Consider the following 17,740-nt stretch of genomic DNA (forward strand, 5'->3'; position numbering starts at 1 on the left):
ACTAACTTACTCAACCTTTACTCGGTTCCCGTTTTCGGGGTATGAGACGGCACGATATGCCCATGGACAACACTCCCCCCGACGTACCCGCCTCTGCTCACCTGGCCGCCCAGCCCCTCACCCGAACCGTGTTGGAGATCGACTCCTATGTCGCCGGCCTCGGCTGGGACCGGCCCGCCCAGCTGTTCGCGCTGGTGGACACGGCACGACTGCGGGTCGAGGAGCCCGGCCTGGCCGAACGCCTCGATCTCGACGAGACCGCCGAGGAGGGCCTCACCCCCGTCGAGCAGGACGAGTTGCCGCCGGGCGTGCCGCTCGACGAGTTCCTTGCCACCATCGCCTGGCCGGACGCGGTCGCCGGCTGCGCGCTCACCCTGGAACGGCTGATGCTGCCGCCGTCCGTCGAGGGCGCGGTGCCCGAGGGGCTGAGCGAGAGCGAGCTGACCCGCTGGGTCTCCGAGCATCCGCAGCGGCAGGAGGTCCGCCTCACCGTGGCCGTACTGCGCGACGGGGCGCGGGAGTCGGCGGTGCGCCGGCGGGAGAAGGACTCCGACACCGAGGTGCTCACCGGCCCCGACCTGGTGCCGGGCCTGGCCCGGGCGCTGGCGGCCACGTTCGAGGAGTAGCCGCCGGGGCCCTGGCCGCGCGACGGGGGGCACGGCACCGGAGGCGGCACGGCCGGCCGGCTAGCCGGCGGCGTCACACGTGGTCAGCTGGTCCGTGTCGCCCTCGCGTATCAGCCGGAGCGCTTCGAGGGCGTCGTCCAGTGTGCCGACCTCGACCAGGGTGAGGCCGTCGGGCACATGCTCGGCGGCCGTCGCGCAGTTCTCCTCGGGCGTCAGGAAGTACTCGGCGCCCGCCTCCCTGGCCGCGATGATCTTCATCGACACCCCGCCGATCGGGCCGACAACGCCGGAGTTGTCGATCGTCCCGGTGCCGGCGATGAACTCGCCGCCGGTCAGGTCCTCCTCGGTCAGCCGATCCATCAGGCCGAGCGCGAACATCAGGCCGGCGCTCGGGCCGCCGACATCGGCCAGCTTGATCTCCACCTCGAAGGGCAGCGAGTAGGCGAGCCCCGCCTGGATGCCCACGATCGCCCGCCGGTCGTCCTCGGCGGCGGCCGTGGTGATCGTGACATCCGTTGTCTCGTCCGGGAGTTCACCGCCGCCGCTCATCGCCACCTCGGCCTCCTCGGCCGGCACCACGCTGAACACCACGTCCTCGCCCGGCTGGTGTCTGGTCACCAACTCGGCGACCTGGCCGGGATCGGTGACCGGGGTGCCGTCCACCGCCATGACGGCGTCCCCGGCGTGCAGCAGGCCCTGCGCCGGGCTGCCCTCCACGACTGCGGCCACCACCGTCTGCTCGGGCACCTCGTACCCCAACTCGCGCAGGGCCACGACCTTGGCGCTCTCCTGCGACTGGGTGAACTCCTCGGCGTTGCGCTCCTCCACCTGGTCGGCCGAGACATCGTCCGGATAGAGCGTCTCGTGCGGAACCACGGCGCGGTCCTCCGCCAGCCAGCCGTGCATCGCCTCCAGCAGGTTCATCCGGTAGTTGATCCCGGTGACCCTGACGGTCGTCATGTTGAGATGCCCGGCCGCGTCGAACGTCTCCTCGCCCTCGACGGACAACACCGGCTCACCGTCGTGCTCGCCCAGGGTGTTCACCGTGGGGCCGGGGGACATCTCCGCATAGGGCACCTGGATCAGCACTCCGGCGCAGAGCATGCCGATCAACAACAGGATCGACGTCAGCAGTGTCGCGGTGCGGCGTGGCATGTCTTGACATTACGTGACGGCACTGTCAGCCGTCCGCCGGGGCTCGTTCCATCGCCGCCCGGAACGCCTCGTACCCGCGCACCCCCACGCTGTCCCGCACGTTACGCCCGCCGCTGTTGCCACGTCGGGTGGCCCAGGCGCTCCATATGCCGGCCACCACGCCCCCGGCGACCGGGATCAACAACCACACGAGAACGGCCATGTCCTACCTCCCACCTGCGCCCACCACGGCGTTGTCACTCCAACGCTCAGCCGCGCGTACGAGTTACGCAACCGGAGTAGTGCCCGCCGAACAGCCCGCGTCCGCGCCCACCCATTCGTGGCTTCCGTCGGCGAAGCACTGGTGCTTCCAGATCGGGACCTGCCGCTTGAGCTCGTCGATCAGCCGCCGGGAGGCTTCGTACGCCTCGCCCCGATGGCCGGCCGAGACCGCGACCACCACCGCGAGATCGCCGACCACCAGCTCGCCCACCCGGTGCGTGGCCGCGACCGCGCACCCGGGAAACTCGGCCACGACCTGCTCGGCGACCCGCCGCAGCTCCGCCTCGGCGGTCGGATGGGCCGAATACTCCAGCGAGGTGACGGCGGCGCCGTCGGCGTGCCCGTCGTGGTCCCTGACCGTGCCGACGAAGAGCACGGTGGCGCCGGCCGCCGCGTCGCCGACCGCCAGGCGGACCTCGTCCACCGACAGGGGTGTGTCACGGATGGCCAGCAGCCGAATCGGGTCACCGGTCGTCATGCCGCCATGATCCCCCATGGCCGTCGGGTCAACGGCGGCGGGCCCGCCGAGCGCGCCGCACCAGTGCCGCGGTGCCCACCAGCGCGACCGTGGCGCCCGCCGCGCCCAGGGTAGTGGCGGCGTCCTTGCGGCCCAACCGACGCCCGGCGACGGTGTGTCGGCCGGCCACCTCGGCCAGCAGCTCGGCCAGCACCTCCTCGTTGCTCCAACTCGGCCGCCAGCCCGCCTCGTAGAGCCTGCTGCCGCTGACCACCCAGGGATGCATGGTGAACGCGAGATCGCCGGCGGGCGAGGGGGTGAGCCCCAGTCGGTGCAGGCGGGTGGCGGCGCCGAGCGCCACGGAGGACGGCAGCTCCATCCGCCGGATCCCCGACAGCTCCTCCACCTCCTCCTGCTCCAGCCAGCCGTCGCAGCCGACCGCCAACTCGCCGTCGACCTTCTCGTGCACCGCGAACTCCAGCGCGCTGACCAGGTCCTCCACATGGCAGAACTGCCACCTCGGCCGGGACCCGGCGACCACCAGCAGCCGGGGCGACTCGAAGTAGCGGGTCAGCGCGGTGTCGACGCCGCCCACCAGCACGGCGGGGCGCAGCACGGTGACATTGAGCCCGGGGTGCGCGCGGGGCGCGCGCTGGGCGAGCCGTTCGATCTCCAGCAGGTCGCCGACGCAGGTGGCGTCCTCGGTCGCGCGCAGTTCCGCGTCCTCGGCCAGCGGCACATCGTTGTCCGGCAGCGCGCCGTAGACCATGGCCGAGGTGCACAGCACCACCCGGCGGACGCCGGCGGCCGCGGCGGCGGTGAGCACGGTCTGGGTGCCCCGCACGTTGAGCGCGGTGCGTGCGGCGGGATCGGACTCGACATCGAGGTCCAGTGCGAGGTGCACCAGCACATCGACCGGTCCTTCGGTCGGCTCGGTCCCGCGGGCGCCGTCGGCCTCGGCGTCCCTGGCGGCGCCGGAGGTGCGCAGCAGATCGGCGATGGCGGGGTCGCGGATGTCCAGGGTGTGCCACTCGGCGCCCCTGGCCTCGCCCAGCCGTTCGTCCAGGGCGAGCACCCGCCTGATCCCGGCGGAGTCCAGCAGCCGCTCGGTGAGGAGCGCTCCGAGGCCGCTCGCCGCACCGGTCACCGCGACGGTCAGTGGGGTGGTTGGTCCGTTTCGCGTTGCGCGAACGGCTGGTTCCGGGGAACTCACAGGACCTCTCCAGCGGTTGTTTCAGTACGACGTGCGCACGCCCATCCTGCCTGAGAGGTGTCTAGGCTTGGGGCAGAGACCAGCGAATGGCCGGCGCGTCCGCTCCGTTCCGCCAGCGTCCGAGGACATCCGATGACAAGACCCGAGGATTCCCGTGAGTGACTTCCCATTCGGATTCGGCCTCCCGCAGGAGCCGGAGGACGGCGATTCCGGCAGCAAATCCGGTAACAACCCGGGCAACAACGCCGGCGGCCGGGGCCCGGCCGACAACCCGCTGTCCGCCCTGTTCGGGGCCGGCGGCGGCATGAACGCGCAGGATCTGGGGGCGGCGTTCCAGCAGCTCGGCCAGCTGCTGTCGAACGACAGCGGCCCGGTCAACTGGGATCTGGCGCAGAACGTCGCCCGGCAGACGGTGGCCCAAGGCGCGCCCGACGGCTCCCGCGACCGCTCGGTGAACAGCCAGGAGGCGTCCCAGGTCGGGGAGGCGATGCGGCTGGCCGATCTCTGGCTGGACGGCGTCACCTCGCTGCCCTCGGGCGCCGGATCCGCCGTCGCCTGGAGCCGCGCGGAGTGGGTGGAGGCGACGCTGCCGGTCTGGCGTGAGCTGGTCGATCCCGTGGCCGAGCGGGTCGGCGCCGCCATGGGGCAGGTGCTGCCCGAGGAGATGCGGGCCATGGCGGGCCCGCTGATGGGCATGATGCGTTCCATGGGCGGCGCCATGTTCGGCACCCAGATCGGCCAGGCCGTCGGCACGCTGGCCGGCGAGGTCATCGGCTCCACGGACATCGGGCTGCCGCTCGGCCCGGCGGGCAAGGCCGCGCTGTTGCCGCAGAACATCGCGGCCCTGGGCGAGGGCCTGGGCGTTCCCCAGGACGAGGTCCGGCTGTATCTGGCCCTTCGGGAGGCCGCACACCAGCGGCTGTTCGCCCATGTCCCGTGGCTGCGCTCCCATCTGTTCGGCGCGGTCGACGGCTACGCCCGGGGCATCCAGGTGGACACCAGCAAGCTGGAGGGCCTGGTCGGGCAGATCGATCCCGGTCGCCCCGAGGAGTTGCAGGAGAAGCTTCAGCAGGGCCTCTTCGAGCCCGAGGACACCCCGGAGCAGAAGGCCGCGCTGGCCCGTCTGGAGACGGCCCTGGCACTGGTCGAGGGCTGGGTGGACGCGGTGGTGCACGCGGCGGCCCAGCCGCATCTGCCGTCCGCGTCCGCGCTGCGCGAGACGCTGCGCCGGCGTCGCGCCTCCGGCGGCCCGGCCGAGCAGACGTTCGCCACGCTGATCGGCCTTGAGCTGCGTCCGCGCCGGCTGCGGGACGCGGCCCGGCTGTGGGCCTCGCTCACGGACGCCCGGGGTTCGCAGGGCCGGGATGCCCTGTGGACGCATCCCGACATGCTGCCCACGGCCCAGGATCTGGACGATCCGGACGGCTTTGTGCACCGCGAGCAGCTGGACTTCTCCGAGCTCGACCAGCTGCTGGGCGACGCGGCCGGTGGTTCGTCCCCCCGCCTCGACAAGGAGCGCGGCTCCCAGGGCGAGCCCGGCTCCGCGAAGGAGGGCGGCTCAGCGCACGAAGACGGCAAGGACGAGGACGCCGGCCCCGAGGACGGTGGCGGGCGCGGCGCGTGAGTCTGCACGAGGACGCCGCTCGGGTGCTGCGCGGTTGGCCGGCGCCCGACGAGCGGCAGGAGGAGCTGCGCGCCGCCTATGTCGCGCATCTGTCGGCGCACCCCGACGGGGTGTGGAAACGCTGCGCCGCCGGCCACATCACGGCCAGCGCGCTGGTGGTGGACCGGACGGCCGGCCGGGTGCTGCTCACCCTGCACGCCAAGCTCGGCCGCTGGCTCCAGACCGGCGGGCACTGCGAGCCGTCGGACGTTTCGCTGGCCGATGCCGCGCTGCGCGAGGCGAGCGAGGAGTCAGGGATCGACGGGCTGCGGCTGCTGGCGGCGCCGGTCCGTCTCGATCGGCACGAAACGCCCTGCGCCACCCACCTCGACGTGCAGTACGCGGCGCTGGCGCCGGCCGACGCCGCCCCGGTGATCAGCGAGGAGTCCCTGGCCCTGCGGTGGTTCGACTTCGACGAGGCGGAACGGCTGCCGGACGCCTCGGTGCGTGCCCTGGTGGTCGGGGCCCGCGCGGTGCTCTGAGGCGCACCGCGCGGCCCGCCGCCTGAGGCCCGGCGTCAGCGCGGCCCCCAGGCTCCGCCCTGGCCGAGCCCCGGGCCCGCGCCCTGCTGGAACTGCAACCGCTGGCCGAAGGACGTCTGTTGGGGTGGCAGCATCTCGCTGGGCTGCACCACCACATGTCCGTCGCCCATGAAGTTCAGCTCCCAGCCCTCGCCGGTGTTGCCCCGACGGCGCCAGATCGACTTGCTGCTGGTCTGCGCCTGCATCTGCACCCGGAGCGAGGACGACCAGGCCACCACGGCGTCGGCGTCCACGCTGCACAACTGCTGCGGCGTCACCCGCAGCACGAGCGGGCTGCCCGAGGTGGTGATGGCGACCTTCCCCTGACCGGTGATCAGGGTGTTGTAGGCGCCCACCCCCGGGATGCCGTACTGGCTCTCCACGGAGACGACGTCCCAGTGCAGATGGGCGTCCATGGCCAGCACATAGGAGCTGTCGACGGTAAGCCCCTCGTGGTCGACGTCCAGTACATGAACGTGCTGGGCGAGGTTGGCGAGATAGACCGTGCCCTGCCCGAAGCAGCGCATCAGCGGCAGTACCTCGCCCGTCATGTGCTGGCTGTGGTGCTGCCGCTGCGACTGGTACTCGCCGTCGAACTCGACGATGCCCTCGAAGGCGACCATGCTGCCCGCCCTGGCCACCACGTCGTCCCCGTCCTGGAGGCCGACCCGCAGCATATGGGCGCCCTGCTTGGAGAACCGCTCGGCGGTCTGCTGGGACGCGTTGTTGAAGATCACGCTCTGCATCTGGCCATTCCCCCGTCAGTTCTGCTTGCCGCTGAGGCGTTCGACGCTGTCCTCGCTGGGCTGCACGATCACGAACCCCTGGCCGGAGAAGCCGAGTTGATAGGCCTCACCGCTGCCTCGCCCGATCAGCGAAGTGGCCTTGAAACTGCGCTTCCCCCGCACCTCCAGGTTGGTGGACCAGGCCACGAGCGCGTCCGGGTCCACATAGGTCTCCCCGGGCGTGCGGGCACAGTCCACGACGACGGGGGTGCCTCGGCTGGTGATCGCGACCCATCCGGTGCCGGTGATGCCGATGTTGAACAGTCCCTGCCCGGCGAACTTGGCCATGCCCTTGACCCGCTGCACGCCCCACTCCAGATGCGCGTCGAAGGCGAGCACATTGGTGGCGTTGACCGAGATGTTCTCCCCGTTGAGCGGGAGGCACACCACATGGGCGCCGTAGTCCGCGAGATAGAGCTGGCCGTCGCCGTGACACCGCATCAGGGGCACGCTCTCCCCCGACAGGCGGCCGGCGACGGCACGCCCGAGGGCGGAGGGGTTGGACTCGTACTGGACGAATCCCTCGTACGCCACCATGGAGCCGCTTCGGGCGAGCACGTCCTGCCCGGTCCGCAGGGCCACCTTGGCCATGGTGGGGCCGTGGTTCTCCATCCGCGCCGCGGGGGCGGTCGGGGCGTAGCCCGCGGTCATCCGCTGGTCCATCACGGGCTCCTGTCAGATCTCGTAGGGCTGGACGATGACGAAGTTCCCCGGGGCGCCACGGAACTGGAGTTGGGTGGTCTCCCCCGTATGGCCCGGATACGGCTGTCGGCGCAGCCTGACCTGGTTGGCCACCAGCACCTGCGCGGCGGCCGACCAGGCGACCAGGGCGTTGGCGTCCGCGAAGGTCATCGCCGTGACGGGCATGACCAGCGGCTCACCGTGCGCGGTGAGCACCAGGGTGCCGTGACCGGAGAACTGCAGCGCGAAAAGGCTGCCGCCCGGCAGGCCATGGCCGTCGATCCGCCGCACGTCGTACTCAAGCGACTCGTCGAAGGCCAGCACGTGTTGGGACGAGACGCAGATGGCGTCGCCCTGCAGCTCCACGGGGAACAGCCGAGTGGCCTCCTCCGCGAGATAGACCCGGCCGCTGCCGGTGCAGCGCATCAACGAGGGGAAACCCTCGCCCGTGGCTCCGGCGACCATCCGGCGCTTGAACCCGGCCCCCTTGAAGCCGAACTCGACATCGCCCTCGTAGAGCACCATGGACCCGAGCCTGGCCATCACCGGCTGACCGTCCGTGCCCAGATCGGCGCGGACCAGCTGGGCGTTCTGCAAGCTCCACCGCTGGCCCTCGACGGCCGTCCCGAAGGCACCGAGAACGCTGCCGAGGTCACCGACCGTCTGCGGGACGGGGGGCGCGGCATAGCCGCCCTGCTGCGGAGGCATGGCCACCTGCCCGAACGGCGGAGCCTGCGGGGCCCCGGGCTGCTGCCCGAACTGCGCGGGGGCCGGCTGCCCGAACTGCCCGGGTGGCTGTTGCCCGAACTGCCCTGGCGCCGGCTGCCCGAACTGCTCGGGAGGCTGGCCGTACTGCCCCGGGGCGTGCGGCGCAACAGGAGGAACGGGCGCCGGGGGCGGTGCGGACGCCGCGGGCTCAGGGACGGGAGCCGGTGCGGGAGTCGGCACGACGGGCGCCGGTGGCGGTGTGGGCTCGGGCGCCGGCGGCGGGGCAGGGGCGGCGGGTGCGGCTGGCGCGCCACCGGGGGGCGCGAACACCGGCGGCGCCGCCGGCTCGCCGCCGGGCGGGGCGAAGCCGGGCGCCGCGGTGGTGGCCGGCTGGGCCGGGGCTTCCTCTTCCTCGACCTCTCCGCCGAAGTGACGGAGCAGCGCCTCCAGACCACCGTCGAAGCCCTGCCCGACCGCGGCGAAACGCCAGCCGTCCTTCCGGTAGAAGTCGCCTATCATCAGCGCGCGTTCGGAGGAGAACTCCGATCCGTCGAACGCGTACCGAGCGACCTCCTCACCGCCCGCGACAATCCGCAGATACCCCGGCGCGGCCTGCGACATCGTGCCCGCGCCGTCGATGGTCGCGGTGAAGGCGAGCCGGTCTATGCTCGCCGGCACCTGGTCGAGGGTGACCCGGAAGGACTCCGTGTCCCCCGCCTGGGCGCCCAGCTGTTGGAGCGATTCCTCAGGGGACTTGGGCTGGTTGTAGAAGATGAAGTACCGGTCGTCCGAGAGCTGTTCGGCCGCGTCGAGCCCGAAGCAACTGATGTCGAAGACCATCCCTGGCCCGGAGATCTGTACACCCACATACAGGTCCGTGCCCAGGGTCAGATCGCTGAGTCGAGACTTCTGCCCCTTTTTGAAATGCGTCACCATTGGTAACGACCGTCCCCCATCCACTAGCCGCGCGTTCTGCTGCGCCAGACTAGCCAATACCTCCGACAGCGGTAGCTCCGCCGTCACTCTCCCTGAGGGCAACGGCTGTGCGGAAGCCGCTCAGCAGCGACGACGCCCTCAAGGAAGCCCCGCGCGCGCTCCGTGCGCGGATAGCGCTCCAACAGGGCCCAGAAACCCGGGCCGTGGCCGGGCACCAACAGATGCGCCAGCTCGTGCAACAGCACGTAGTCGATCACATACTCCGGCATGCCCTGCAGCCGGTGCGACAGCCTGATGGTGCCCAGGGCGGGCGTGCAGGAGCCCCAACGGGCGTTCTGATTCGTCACCCAGCGCACGCTGTCCGGCCGCGCGCTCCCCTCGAAGTAGCGCGCGGACAGCTCCTCGGCCCGACGGGCGAGGTCCTTGTCGTCCAGTACGCGCCGTTCCTCCTGGGCCGCCAGCTTCTCCAGCATCACGGCCACCCAGCGCCGCTCCTCCTCCGCCGTCATCCGCGCGGGGATCAGCACCACGGTGCGGTCCGCCTCGCGATAGGCGGAGACCGTGCGACGCCGGCGCGAGCTGCGGCGGACCTCGACGCGCTCGGACCTGTCTCCGTTCAGCACCGTGCGTCCCGCCGAGGAACCTCGCTGCGACGGGCCGGCGCTGTTCAGCGGTTCGGCGGGCACATGTCGACGTTACCCGGTACGAGCCGGATATGTCCCGCCTGCCGTTCAGCGGACGGGGGGCGTGAAAAGTCAACCACCCCGAGGAATGCACCATTTATATTATTTTCTCCGCTTCCTGTGGATAACATCACACACGCCCGCTCCGTTCCCGTCATGATGAGCCCCGACAGTTCGTCGAAGGTCCTCACGGACCGAGGGGGGTTCATCCCATGCATCCGATGATCAAGCCATCGCTCCGCCGCGGCTGGCGTGACCGCGAGACCGTGCGCTATGGAGTGACGCCGGCACACTCCGTGCTCTTCGGCCCGCTGGACAACGCCACGGAGAATTTCCTGTCCCTCCTCGACGGCACGCGTGGCCTGCCGGCGCTGCGGGACGCCGCGGCCGCCCTCGGCCTCGGCGCCGAGGCGGCGGACCGGGTGACGCGACGGCTGGAGGAGGCCGGCGTGCTGGAGGACGCCACGGCCGAGCGGGAGGCCGCCAGCCAGGTCACGGAGCCGATGCGCCCCGATCTCGCCTCGCTCTCCCTGCTCTACTCCAAGCCCGGCGGCGGGTTGCGCGCCCTGCTGGCACGCCGCTCGGCGCAGGTCCTGGTGCGGGGTGCCGGCCGGGTCGGCTCGGCCATCGCCGGCGCCCTGGCCCAGGCCGGGGTGGGCCGGGTCGAGGTCGCGGACGGGGGCCGGATCTCCCCGGTGGACACCGCGCACGGCGGGGTCCGGCCCGACAACGTGAACGAGCGCCGGGCCTCGGCCGCCCGGGCGGTGGTGCGAGCGGTCACCCCCTGGCGCCGAGCCCCTGGCCGGGAGGAGGCGACGGGCCCACGGCTGGTGATCCTCGCCCCGCGTGAGGGGCTGGCCGCTTATGTCCCCGATCCGGTGCGCGCCGAGCAGCTGATGGCCGAGGGCACCCCACATCTGTACGCAGGGGTGGTCGAGGCCACGGGATTCGTCGGCCCGCTGGTCATCCCCGGCGCCACCACCTGCGCCAACTGCCTGCTGATGACGCTCACGGATCGGGAGCCCGCCTGGCCGCTGCTGGTCGCCCAGTGGCGCAACGGCCGCGCTCCCGGCGTCCCGGCCTGCGACAGCGCCCTGGCCACTGCGGTGGCCGGGTTGACGGCCTGCAGCGCGTTGGCCTTCATCGACGGCCACGGTCCGCAGAGCCCACACACCCGCACGGAGCTGGTCCTGCCAGGACCCACCATGACGAGCCACACCTTCGACGCCCATCCGGACTGCCCCTGTGGCGCCGCGCGGTCGCGCTCCCCACACCCCACGCCCCCCGCCCGAACGGGTCCACAATGAGAGCCGTACCGAGGGCATTCGCCGTGCGTTCGCTGGGAGTTGGAGGGGACATGTCTGACCTACCCCGTAAGGCGGTGACGAGAACGGCCAAGCTGGCCGCTCTGCCGCTGAGTCTCGCCGGCCGCGCCACCTGGGGCCTGGGCAAGAGGCTCGGCGGGCGCTCGGCCGAGCTCGTCGGCCAGGAGCTGCGCCAGCGCACGGCGGAGCAGTTGTTCTCCGTCCTCGGCGAGTTGAAGGGCGGCGCCATGAAGGTGGGCCAGACGCTCTCCGTCTTCGAGTCGGCCCTGCCGGAGGCCTTCGCCGGCCCCTACCGCGGCGCACTGACCAAGCTTCAGGAGGCCGCGCCCCCGATGCCGGCCGCCTCGGTCGACAAAACGCTGACCGACCGTCTGGGCCCGGACTGGCGTGAGCTGTTTCTGGAGTTCGACGAGCGGCCGGCCGCCGCCGCCTCGATCGGCCAGGTGCACCGGGCGGTCTGGGCCGACGGTCGGGAGGTGGCCGTCAAGATCCAGTATCCGGGAGCCGGCGATGCCCTGCTCTCCGACTTCACCCAGCTCGGCCGGCTCGCCAGGGTCCTGGCCACCTGGGCGCCGGGCCTGGAGATCAAACCGCTGGTCGAGGAGATGCGGGATCGGGTCGCCGAGGAGCTGGACTACGCCCTGGAGGCGGCGTCCCAGCGGATCTGCGCCGCCGAGTTCCGGGACGACCCCGATGTGCTGGTGCCCGATGTCGTCCTCCAACGGGAGGGCGTGCTGATCACCGACTGGCTGTCCGGCATACCGCTCTCCGAGGTGATCGCGGACGGCGACCAGCCTCAGCGGGATCGTGCGGGACAGCTGTTGGCGCGGTTCCTCTTCTCCGGCACGAGCCGTACGGGTCTGCTCCACGCGGACGCCCACCCGGGCAACTTCCGGCTGGTGCCGACCCCGGACGAGCCGGTGGAGCGCTGGCGGCTCGGCGTGCTGGACTTCGGCGCGGTCAGCAAGCTGCCCGACGGGCTGCCGCCGGCCATCGGGCAGGCCCTCCGGCTGTCGCTGGACGACTCGGCGGACGAGGTGTACGCCCGGCTGCGCGCCGAGGGGTTCATCACCGAGTCCAGGGAGCTGGATCCGCAGGAGGTGCAGAGGTATCTCGCGCCGATCATCGAGCCGGCCCGCGCGGAGGAGTTCACCTTCAGTCGGGAGTGGCTGCGCGGCCAGGCCGCCCGGATAGCCGATCCCCGCTCCGAGGCACACCAGTTGGGTCGCCAGCTCAATCTGCCGCCGGCGTATCTCCTGATCCACCGCGTCACGCTGAGCATCGTCGGAGTGCTCTGTCAGCTGGGTGCGACAGTGCGGCTCCGCGAGGAGATGGCCGCGGGGCTCCCCGGTTTCGCGGAGCCGCCCGCGCCCGCCGGGGCCGCCGGGGCTGCCGGGGCCGGGCCGGCTCAGCGTTCGGCGCCGGGGAGGAAGGTGGCCGAGACGAAGCGCAGGAGCCCGCCCTCGGCGAAGAAGGCCGCCAAGGGGGCCGCCCCGGCGAGGGGAAGCGGGAAGGCCGATCTCAGCAAGAGCAAGAGCGACGGCGAGGGCGATGCCCGGCCGGGCATATGAGAGCCGCCGGTCGGCCTGGGCCGCCTGAGGCGACCCGGCCGACCGGCGGCGGGGACATCGGGGAAGCCGATCAGGCGATCAGTGCATGACCGCCCTGGCCAGCGCCCGGCGGGCGCGCTGGGAGGCGCGCTCCGCTCGCCGCTGGAGCCGGTCGGACCGGCGAGCGAGCCGCTGAGCCTCAACGACACGGCCGGCGACCCGTTGGGACTCGGCTTCACGAGCGCGTTCCGCCATATGGGAACGCGCCATGGCTTCTGGGATGAGTTGCAACTTCCTGGTCCTGTTCTGTTCCTGCCGGGCCTTGCGTACATCGGCAGGTCGGCGGCGGGTGGCCGCTTCCGTGCTGGAGTCGTTCATGATCAGTTGGCTGTGCCGTCTCGGCCCGTAGGGAGCCGGCCGGCCGATGGTTCCGTGGGTGTTCATGCCGAGACCGGATTCTTGCGGGGACGGCCACGGGGCCGCTTCCTCGGCACCACCACGCCCTGGACGAACAGCTCGCCGCCCCACACCCCCCAGGGCTCCCGACGGTCCTTGGCGCCGGCCAGACACGCCTCACGCAACGGACAGGTCTGACAGAGGGACTTGGCGTACTCGACGTCCGCGGGGGACTCGGCGAAGAACACCTCGGGGTCGTACGAACGGCAGGGCACGCCTTCGCCGAGACGCTCGATGGCCTCATCGAGCTCGTTCAGCGTAAACAGCGGGGTCACAGAAGTCTCCGGATCGGGTGGCGGGTTCAGGTCAGGTCGGGCGTACGGCGCGAGTGGCACGGTGTTGTCCTCGTGTCGTGTAGTTGTCGAACCGCTCGACGGTCGTCGGGCGGCGGAAAGCAAAAGGGCCGCGAAACCCGGTGTGGGTTCCGCGGCCCTGGAAGGTGCCGACCTGATCTCGCCGATCAGGTGGGATCACTCCAGGGTTCGAGCCCGCGGAGGGCCCACATCGAGTGAGACTTGCTCTGCTGTCCGAAAATCTGGTGTCCGGCGCCGACGAGATTCGGGGTGGTCGCATATGCGTCCACTCCCACGGCTGCTGCCGCTACGGCCAGCTCGGGCGCCGACATCGTTCGCTCACCACGGGAGAGATCCCGGGCTGCGGACTTGGGGCGCTCGGACGGGACGGACGGCATGACCACGGCAAACGGGCGCGCCGCACCGAGAGCCTGATGGCAGGCGAAGGCCGGGCCGGACAGTTTGTTCTGCTTCAACGTGACCACAGGGATCGCCTCCTTCAGCGTCTCGGGGGCAGGCACTCCTACCCGGGATGTTCTCTCAGTACAACATGGCTTTGGGGGAAGGGAAACCCTCCCTCAGCGCCACGTGCAGCACGCTATGCGGATGTCTCACGCGCACGCAATCTATTTTTCGGGGTCCTCTTCGGAAAATTCCCCATCGGCCGACGGGAGTTGCTCATCGTCCCGTGCGGAGAAGGCGTCGGCGTCCTCGGGCGGACCTTCTTCGGAAGACTCCTCGGCCGCCTCCGGAAGCTCCTCGCCCGCGCAGAGCGCCAGGATGTCGGGGCCGAACTGGCGCAGCTTGTGGGGGCCGACGCCGGAGATCCTGGCCAGCTCGCGCTCGCTGCCCGGCACCTGCTCGGCGATGGCCATCAGGGTGGCGTCGGTGAACACCGCATAGGCGGGCCGGCCCAGCTCCTGGGCACGCTCAAGCCGCCACTCCCGCAGCCGCTCGTACAGCTCCTCGTCCATGTCCGAGGGGCAGTCCGCGCAGCGGCGGAGCTTCAGCTCGGTGGCCTCCGTGAGGGTGCGCCCGCAGACCCGGCAGGGCACGGGGCCGCGCGGCTTGCGCCCCCTGGTGCCGCCGCGCTCCACCCCGCCGGCTCCGCCACGCGTGCGCGCCGCGTCCGAGGCCGAGCCGGGGCGCAGCCCGTCCAGGAAGCGGCTGGGCCGGCGGCTGGCGCGGCCGCCGGGCGAACGGGCCAGCGCCCAGGAGAGGGAGAGATGCGCCCGCGCCCTGGTGACCCCCACATAGAGCAGCCGACGCTCCTCCTCGATCTGCTCCGGCGTCTTGGCGTGGGTGATCGGCAGCATCCCGTCGGTGAGGCCGACCAGGAACACGGCGTCCCACTCCAGGCCCTTGGCCGTGTGGAGCGAGGCAAGGGTGACGCCCTCGACGGTGGGCGCGTGTTGGGCGGCGGCGCGCTCGTCGACCTCGGCGACGAAATCGGCCAGGACGGCATCCGGGCGGGCCCGCTGGAAGTCCTCCGCAAGCCGGACGAGGGCCCGCAGCGACTCCCAGCGGTCGCGCACCGCCCCGGAGCCGGCGGGGGGCTGATGCGTCCACCCGAGAGTGGCCAGCACCGCGCCGACCTCGCCGGCCAGCCCCTGGGCGCCGTCGAGGGCGGCGTCGTTGCCGCCGGCGCGCGCGGCACCGCGCAGCGCCAGGCCGGCCTGGCGGATCTCCTGCCGCTCGAAGAAGCGCTCGGCGCCGCGCAGCTGGTAGGGCACCCCGGCGTCGGCCAGCGCCTGCTCATAGCTCTCGGACTGGGCGTTGACCCGGTAGAGGACGGCGATCTCGCTGGCCGGGACGCCCGAGCCGCCCTGGGCGACGGGGGTGAGCAGCTGCTTGATGCGCTTGGCCGTGGCCTCGGCCTCGGCCGGCTCGTCCGGGTGCTCGGAGAAGTGCGGATCGGGCCCCGAGGGGCGCTGGGAGATCAGTTCGAGTCGGTGCTCGGCGGCCCGCCCCCTGGCCTGGGACAGCAGCCCGTTGGCCAGATGCACCACCTCGGGTGTGGAGCGGTAGTCGCGCACCAGCTTCACCAGGGTGGCGTCCGGGTGCTGGGTGCGGAAGTTGAGGAGGTGGTCGGGGGTGGCGCCGGTGAAGGAGTAGATCGTCTGGCTGGCGTCCCCGACCACGCAGACGCTGTCCCGGTCGCCCAGCCAGAGCTGGAGCAGGCGCTGCTGCAGCGGGCTGACGTCCTGGTACTCGTCGACGGTGAAGTGCTGGTACTGGCGGCGGACGGTGTCCGCGATGTCCGGGCGGTCGCTGAGGATGCCGACCATCAGCAGCAGCACATCGTCGAAGTCGATGACGCCACGGTCCTGTTTGAGCTGCTCGTAGGTGGCGTAGATCCGGGCGGTCTCGGCCGGGTCGCGCGGCGCGTCCCGGCCGGCCTTGACCACGGCGGCCGGATAGTCCTCCGGGGTGATCTGGGTGACCTTGGCCCACTCGATCTCGCCCATCACATCGCGCAGCTCCAGCCGCTCCAGCCGGATCCGGCAGCGGGAGCCCGCCTCGGCCACCAGCTGGACCTTGCGCTCCAGCAGCCTGGGCGACTCCCCGCCGACCGCCTTGGGCCAGAAGAACTGCAGCTGCCGCAGCGCCGCGGCGTGGAAGGTGCGGGTCTGCACGCCGCCGGCGCCGAGCTGCCGGAGCCGGCCGCGCATCTCGCCGGCGGCCCTGGCCGTGAACGTAACCGCCAGCACGGTGTTGGGCTGGTAGACACCGGCGCGCACCCCGTAGGCGATGCGGTGGGTGATGGCACGGGTCTTGCCCGTGCCGGCGCCGGCCAGGACACAGACCGGGCCCTGCAGGGTGGTGGCGACCGTGCGCTGCTCCGGGTCGAGGCCGTCGAGGACGGCGTCCGCCGTGCTGGGCGGCTCGGGGAAGGCGCCATGCGGTAGCGTCCCGTGCTGGCCGCCGCCCGCTCGACTCTCCGGCGGGAAGCTCTCGGGCGGGAAGCCCTCCGGCGGGTTGGCTGAGGCGTGCGGTGCTGATGTCACCCCGCCATGCTGCCAGGTTCTCCGGGGCGCGTGGGGCGAGCTGTCCACAGCCCGTGGAATTACTCATACCGCGCCCGATGTTCTGTGGACGCCGGGTACCGGGTACCAGGCACCGTTGTATGTACCGGGTTGTATGTACCGGACACCGGTCATGAAGCTGTGAAGCTACGAAGGAGTCATCCCATGCAGGGCAACGTGACGATGTACAGCACCCCTTGGTGCGGCTACTGCCGTCGGTTGAAAAGCCAGTTGGACCGCGAGGGCATCGCCTTCACGGAGATCGACATCGAGCAGGATCCGGAGGCCGTGAAGCTCGTCGAGGCCGCCAACAACGGCAACCAGACCGTGCCCACCGTGGTGGTCACCGGCGGCGGTGGCACCGAGACCACCATGACCAACCCCTCGTTGGCCGATGTCAAGAAAGCGCTGGCCGCCTGAGCGCTGGCGTGGCAGGCGGCGCCTTCGGTCACCAGATCGAGGTGGTCAGCGGTTCGCCGTACCAGCGTTCGACCAGGCGGGAGGCGATGGAGACGCCGGACGGGGCCAGGACCTCGCCCGACGCCATGGCCTCCCGCAGCTCGTCCCTGCTGAACCAGCGGGCCTCGTCGATCTCGTCGCCGTCGACCGTGACCTCGGTCGAGGTCGCGCGCGCCACAAAGCCGAGCATCAGGCTGGACGGGAAAGGCCATGGCTGGCTGGCCACGTACTCGACCTCGCCGATCGCCACGCCGACCTCCTCGGCGACCTCCCTGACCACCGCCCGCTCTATGGACTCCCCCGGCTCGACAAAGCCGGCCAGGGTGGAGAAACGGCCCTTGGGCCAGTGCAGCTGGCGGCCGAGGAGGGCCCGGTCGTCGTCGTCGAGGACAAGCATGATCACGGCCGGGTCGGTGCGCGGGTAGTGTTCGGCGCCACACGCCTGGCAGCGGCGGATATGGCCGGCCGCCGCGATCACGGTGCGCTCGCCGCAGCGGGAGCAGAACCGGTGCAGTCGCTGCCAGTTCTCCAGGGCGACGGCATGCACCAGCAGCTCGTTGTCCCGGTCGGACAGCAGGGCCGCGGCCTCCCGCAGGCTGGCCGGGCGGGCGGCGGCGTCCATCCGTCCCGGGAGGGCGTCCTTCTGGAGGGCGAAGTACCGCACGCCGTCCGCGTCGATGCCCAGGAAGTAGCGGTGCGCCTCGGTGAGCGGGGCGTCGAAGGACGGCATCATCACCAGCTCGGTGCGGCCGTCCGGGGTCTCCTCGATCAGTGCCTGGCCGCCCGAGACCACGAAGACCCGGGTGCTGGGGTGGCTCCAGGCCGCCCCCAACCACGCCTCGTCCATGCGGTGACCGGCGGCCCGGTCGATGCCGCCGGGGGTGGTGAGGGGGATCGGCTGGACGACGCTGTCCTTGATGGCCGGGGTGGTACTCATACCGA

Annotated in this window: 19 protein-coding genes; 6 read left to right on the forward strand and 13 right to left on the reverse strand. The window is 71.6% G+C overall.

Going from position 1 to position 17,740, the window contains the following annotated elements; all coding sequences use genetic code 11:
* Positions 1-62: 62 nt before the first annotated feature.
* Complete coding sequence (locus tag AOM46_RS06245) at positions 63-626, forward strand: PPA1309 family protein (protein WP_062206831.1); 564 nt, start codon at positions 63-65, stop codon at positions 624-626.
* Positions 627-686: 60 nt separating this feature from the next.
* Here the strand turns inward: AOM46_RS06245 and AOM46_RS06250 are convergent, their stop codons facing one another.
* From AOM46_RS06250 to AOM46_RS06260, 4 genes are all read right to left on the reverse strand, one after another.
* The gene (locus tag AOM46_RS06250) at positions 687-1,781 is read right to left on the reverse strand and encodes a PDZ domain-containing protein (RefSeq protein WP_062206834.1); all 1,095 of its coding nucleotides are present in this window, start codon (positions 1,779-1,781) and stop codon (positions 687-689) included.
* Between the two features lie 25 nt (positions 1,782-1,806).
* The gene (locus AOM46_RS34530; protein WP_199823929.1) at positions 1,807-1,983 is read right to left on the reverse strand and encodes a hypothetical protein; all 177 of its coding nucleotides are present in this window, start codon (positions 1,981-1,983) and stop codon (positions 1,807-1,809) included.
* 63 nt (positions 1,984-2,046) lie between these two features.
* Positions 2,047-2,520, reverse strand: a complete 474-nt coding sequence (locus AOM46_RS06255; protein WP_062206836.1) for a molybdenum cofactor biosynthesis protein MoaE — start codon at positions 2,518-2,520, stop codon at positions 2,047-2,049.
* Between the two features lie 28 nt (positions 2,521-2,548).
* Positions 2,549-3,712 carry an SDR family oxidoreductase gene (locus tag AOM46_RS06260; protein WP_062206837.1) on the reverse strand — a complete coding sequence of 388 codons (1,164 nt, stop codon included), beginning with the start codon at positions 3,710-3,712 and terminating at the stop codon, positions 2,549-2,551.
* Positions 3,713-3,866: 154 nt separating this feature from the next.
* Between AOM46_RS06260 and AOM46_RS06265 the strand changes: the two genes are divergently transcribed.
* The gene (locus AOM46_RS06265) at positions 3,867-5,336 is read left to right on the forward strand and encodes a zinc-dependent metalloprotease (protein ID WP_062206839.1); all 1,470 of its coding nucleotides are present in this window, start codon (positions 3,867-3,869) and stop codon (positions 5,334-5,336) included.
* A complete protein-coding gene (locus tag AOM46_RS06270; RefSeq protein WP_062206841.1) occupies positions 5,333-5,857 on the forward strand; it encodes an NUDIX hydrolase in 525 nt (174 codons plus the stop codon). The genes AOM46_RS06265 and AOM46_RS06270 overlap by 4 nt, the downstream gene beginning before the upstream one ends.
* Positions 5,858-5,892: 35 nt before the next feature.
* Here AOM46_RS06270 and AOM46_RS06275 read toward each other — a convergent pair whose 3' ends face one another.
* The 4 genes from AOM46_RS06275 to AOM46_RS06290 form a co-directional block, all read right to left on the reverse strand.
* Positions 5,893-6,642: an AIM24 family protein gene (locus tag AOM46_RS06275; protein WP_062206843.1), complete on the reverse strand. Its 750-nt coding sequence runs from the start codon at positions 6,640-6,642 to the stop codon at positions 5,893-5,895.
* Positions 6,643-6,657: 15 nt separating this feature from the next.
* The gene (locus tag AOM46_RS06280; RefSeq protein ID WP_062206845.1) at positions 6,658-7,344 is read right to left on the reverse strand and encodes an AIM24 family protein; all 687 of its coding nucleotides are present in this window, start codon (positions 7,342-7,344) and stop codon (positions 6,658-6,660) included.
* 12 nt (positions 7,345-7,356) lie between these two features.
* Positions 7,357-9,006, reverse strand: a complete 1,650-nt coding sequence (locus tag AOM46_RS06285) for a TerD family protein (protein WP_062206847.1) — start codon at positions 9,004-9,006, stop codon at positions 7,357-7,359.
* An 83-nt stretch (positions 9,007-9,089) separates the two neighbouring features.
* The gene (locus AOM46_RS06290; protein WP_062206849.1) at positions 9,090-9,692 is read right to left on the reverse strand and encodes a M48 family metallopeptidase; all 603 of its coding nucleotides are present in this window, start codon (positions 9,690-9,692) and stop codon (positions 9,090-9,092) included.
* Positions 9,693-9,910: 218 nt separating this feature from the next.
* Between AOM46_RS06290 and AOM46_RS06295 the strand changes: the two genes are divergently transcribed.
* Entirely contained in the window at positions 9,911-10,996 is a 1,086-nt protein-coding gene (locus AOM46_RS06295) for a ThiF family adenylyltransferase (protein WP_234313655.1), read from the forward strand.
* A gap of 50 nt (positions 10,997-11,046) precedes the next feature.
* Positions 11,047-12,585 (forward strand): AarF/ABC1/UbiB kinase family protein, encoded by a 1,539-nt coding sequence (locus AOM46_RS06300; protein ID WP_078856535.1) that lies wholly within the window; start codon positions 11,047-11,049, stop codon positions 12,583-12,585.
* Between the two features lie 78 nt (positions 12,586-12,663).
* Here AOM46_RS06300 and AOM46_RS06305 read toward each other — a convergent pair whose 3' ends face one another.
* The 4 genes from AOM46_RS06305 to AOM46_RS06320 form a co-directional block, all read right to left on the reverse strand.
* The gene (locus AOM46_RS06305) at positions 12,664-13,008 is read right to left on the reverse strand and encodes a hypothetical protein (RefSeq protein ID WP_067225969.1); all 345 of its coding nucleotides are present in this window, start codon (positions 13,006-13,008) and stop codon (positions 12,664-12,666) included.
* A complete protein-coding gene (locus tag AOM46_RS06310) occupies positions 13,005-13,355 on the reverse strand; it encodes a WhiB family transcriptional regulator (RefSeq protein WP_062206853.1) in 351 nt (116 codons plus the stop codon). Before AOM46_RS06310 ends, AOM46_RS06305 begins: the two co-directional genes overlap by 4 nt.
* A gap of 125 nt (positions 13,356-13,480) precedes the next feature.
* Positions 13,481-13,798, reverse strand: a complete 318-nt coding sequence (locus AOM46_RS06315) for a hypothetical protein (protein ID WP_062206854.1) — start codon at positions 13,796-13,798, stop codon at positions 13,481-13,483.
* 141 nt (positions 13,799-13,939) lie between these two features.
* A complete protein-coding gene (locus AOM46_RS06320) occupies positions 13,940-16,321 on the reverse strand; it encodes an ATP-dependent DNA helicase UvrD2 (protein ID WP_107080004.1) in 2,382 nt (793 codons plus the stop codon).
* A 183-nt stretch (positions 16,322-16,504) separates the two neighbouring features.
* Between AOM46_RS06320 and AOM46_RS06325 the strand changes: the two genes are divergently transcribed.
* Positions 16,505-16,759 (forward strand): mycoredoxin, encoded by a 255-nt coding sequence (locus AOM46_RS06325; protein WP_062206857.1) that lies wholly within the window; start codon positions 16,505-16,507, stop codon positions 16,757-16,759.
* 28 nt (positions 16,760-16,787) lie between these two features.
* Here AOM46_RS06325 and nudC read toward each other — a convergent pair whose 3' ends face one another.
* Positions 16,788-17,735, reverse strand: a complete 948-nt coding sequence (gene nudC, locus AOM46_RS06330) for an NAD(+) diphosphatase (RefSeq protein WP_062206859.1) — start codon at positions 17,733-17,735, stop codon at positions 16,788-16,790.
* Positions 17,736-17,740 lie beyond the last annotated feature (5 nt).

This window comes from Streptomyces sp. NBRC 109706 (genome assembly GCF_000974485.1).
Classification (GTDB): Bacteria; Actinomycetota; Actinomycetes; order Streptomycetales; family Streptomycetaceae; genus Streptomyces.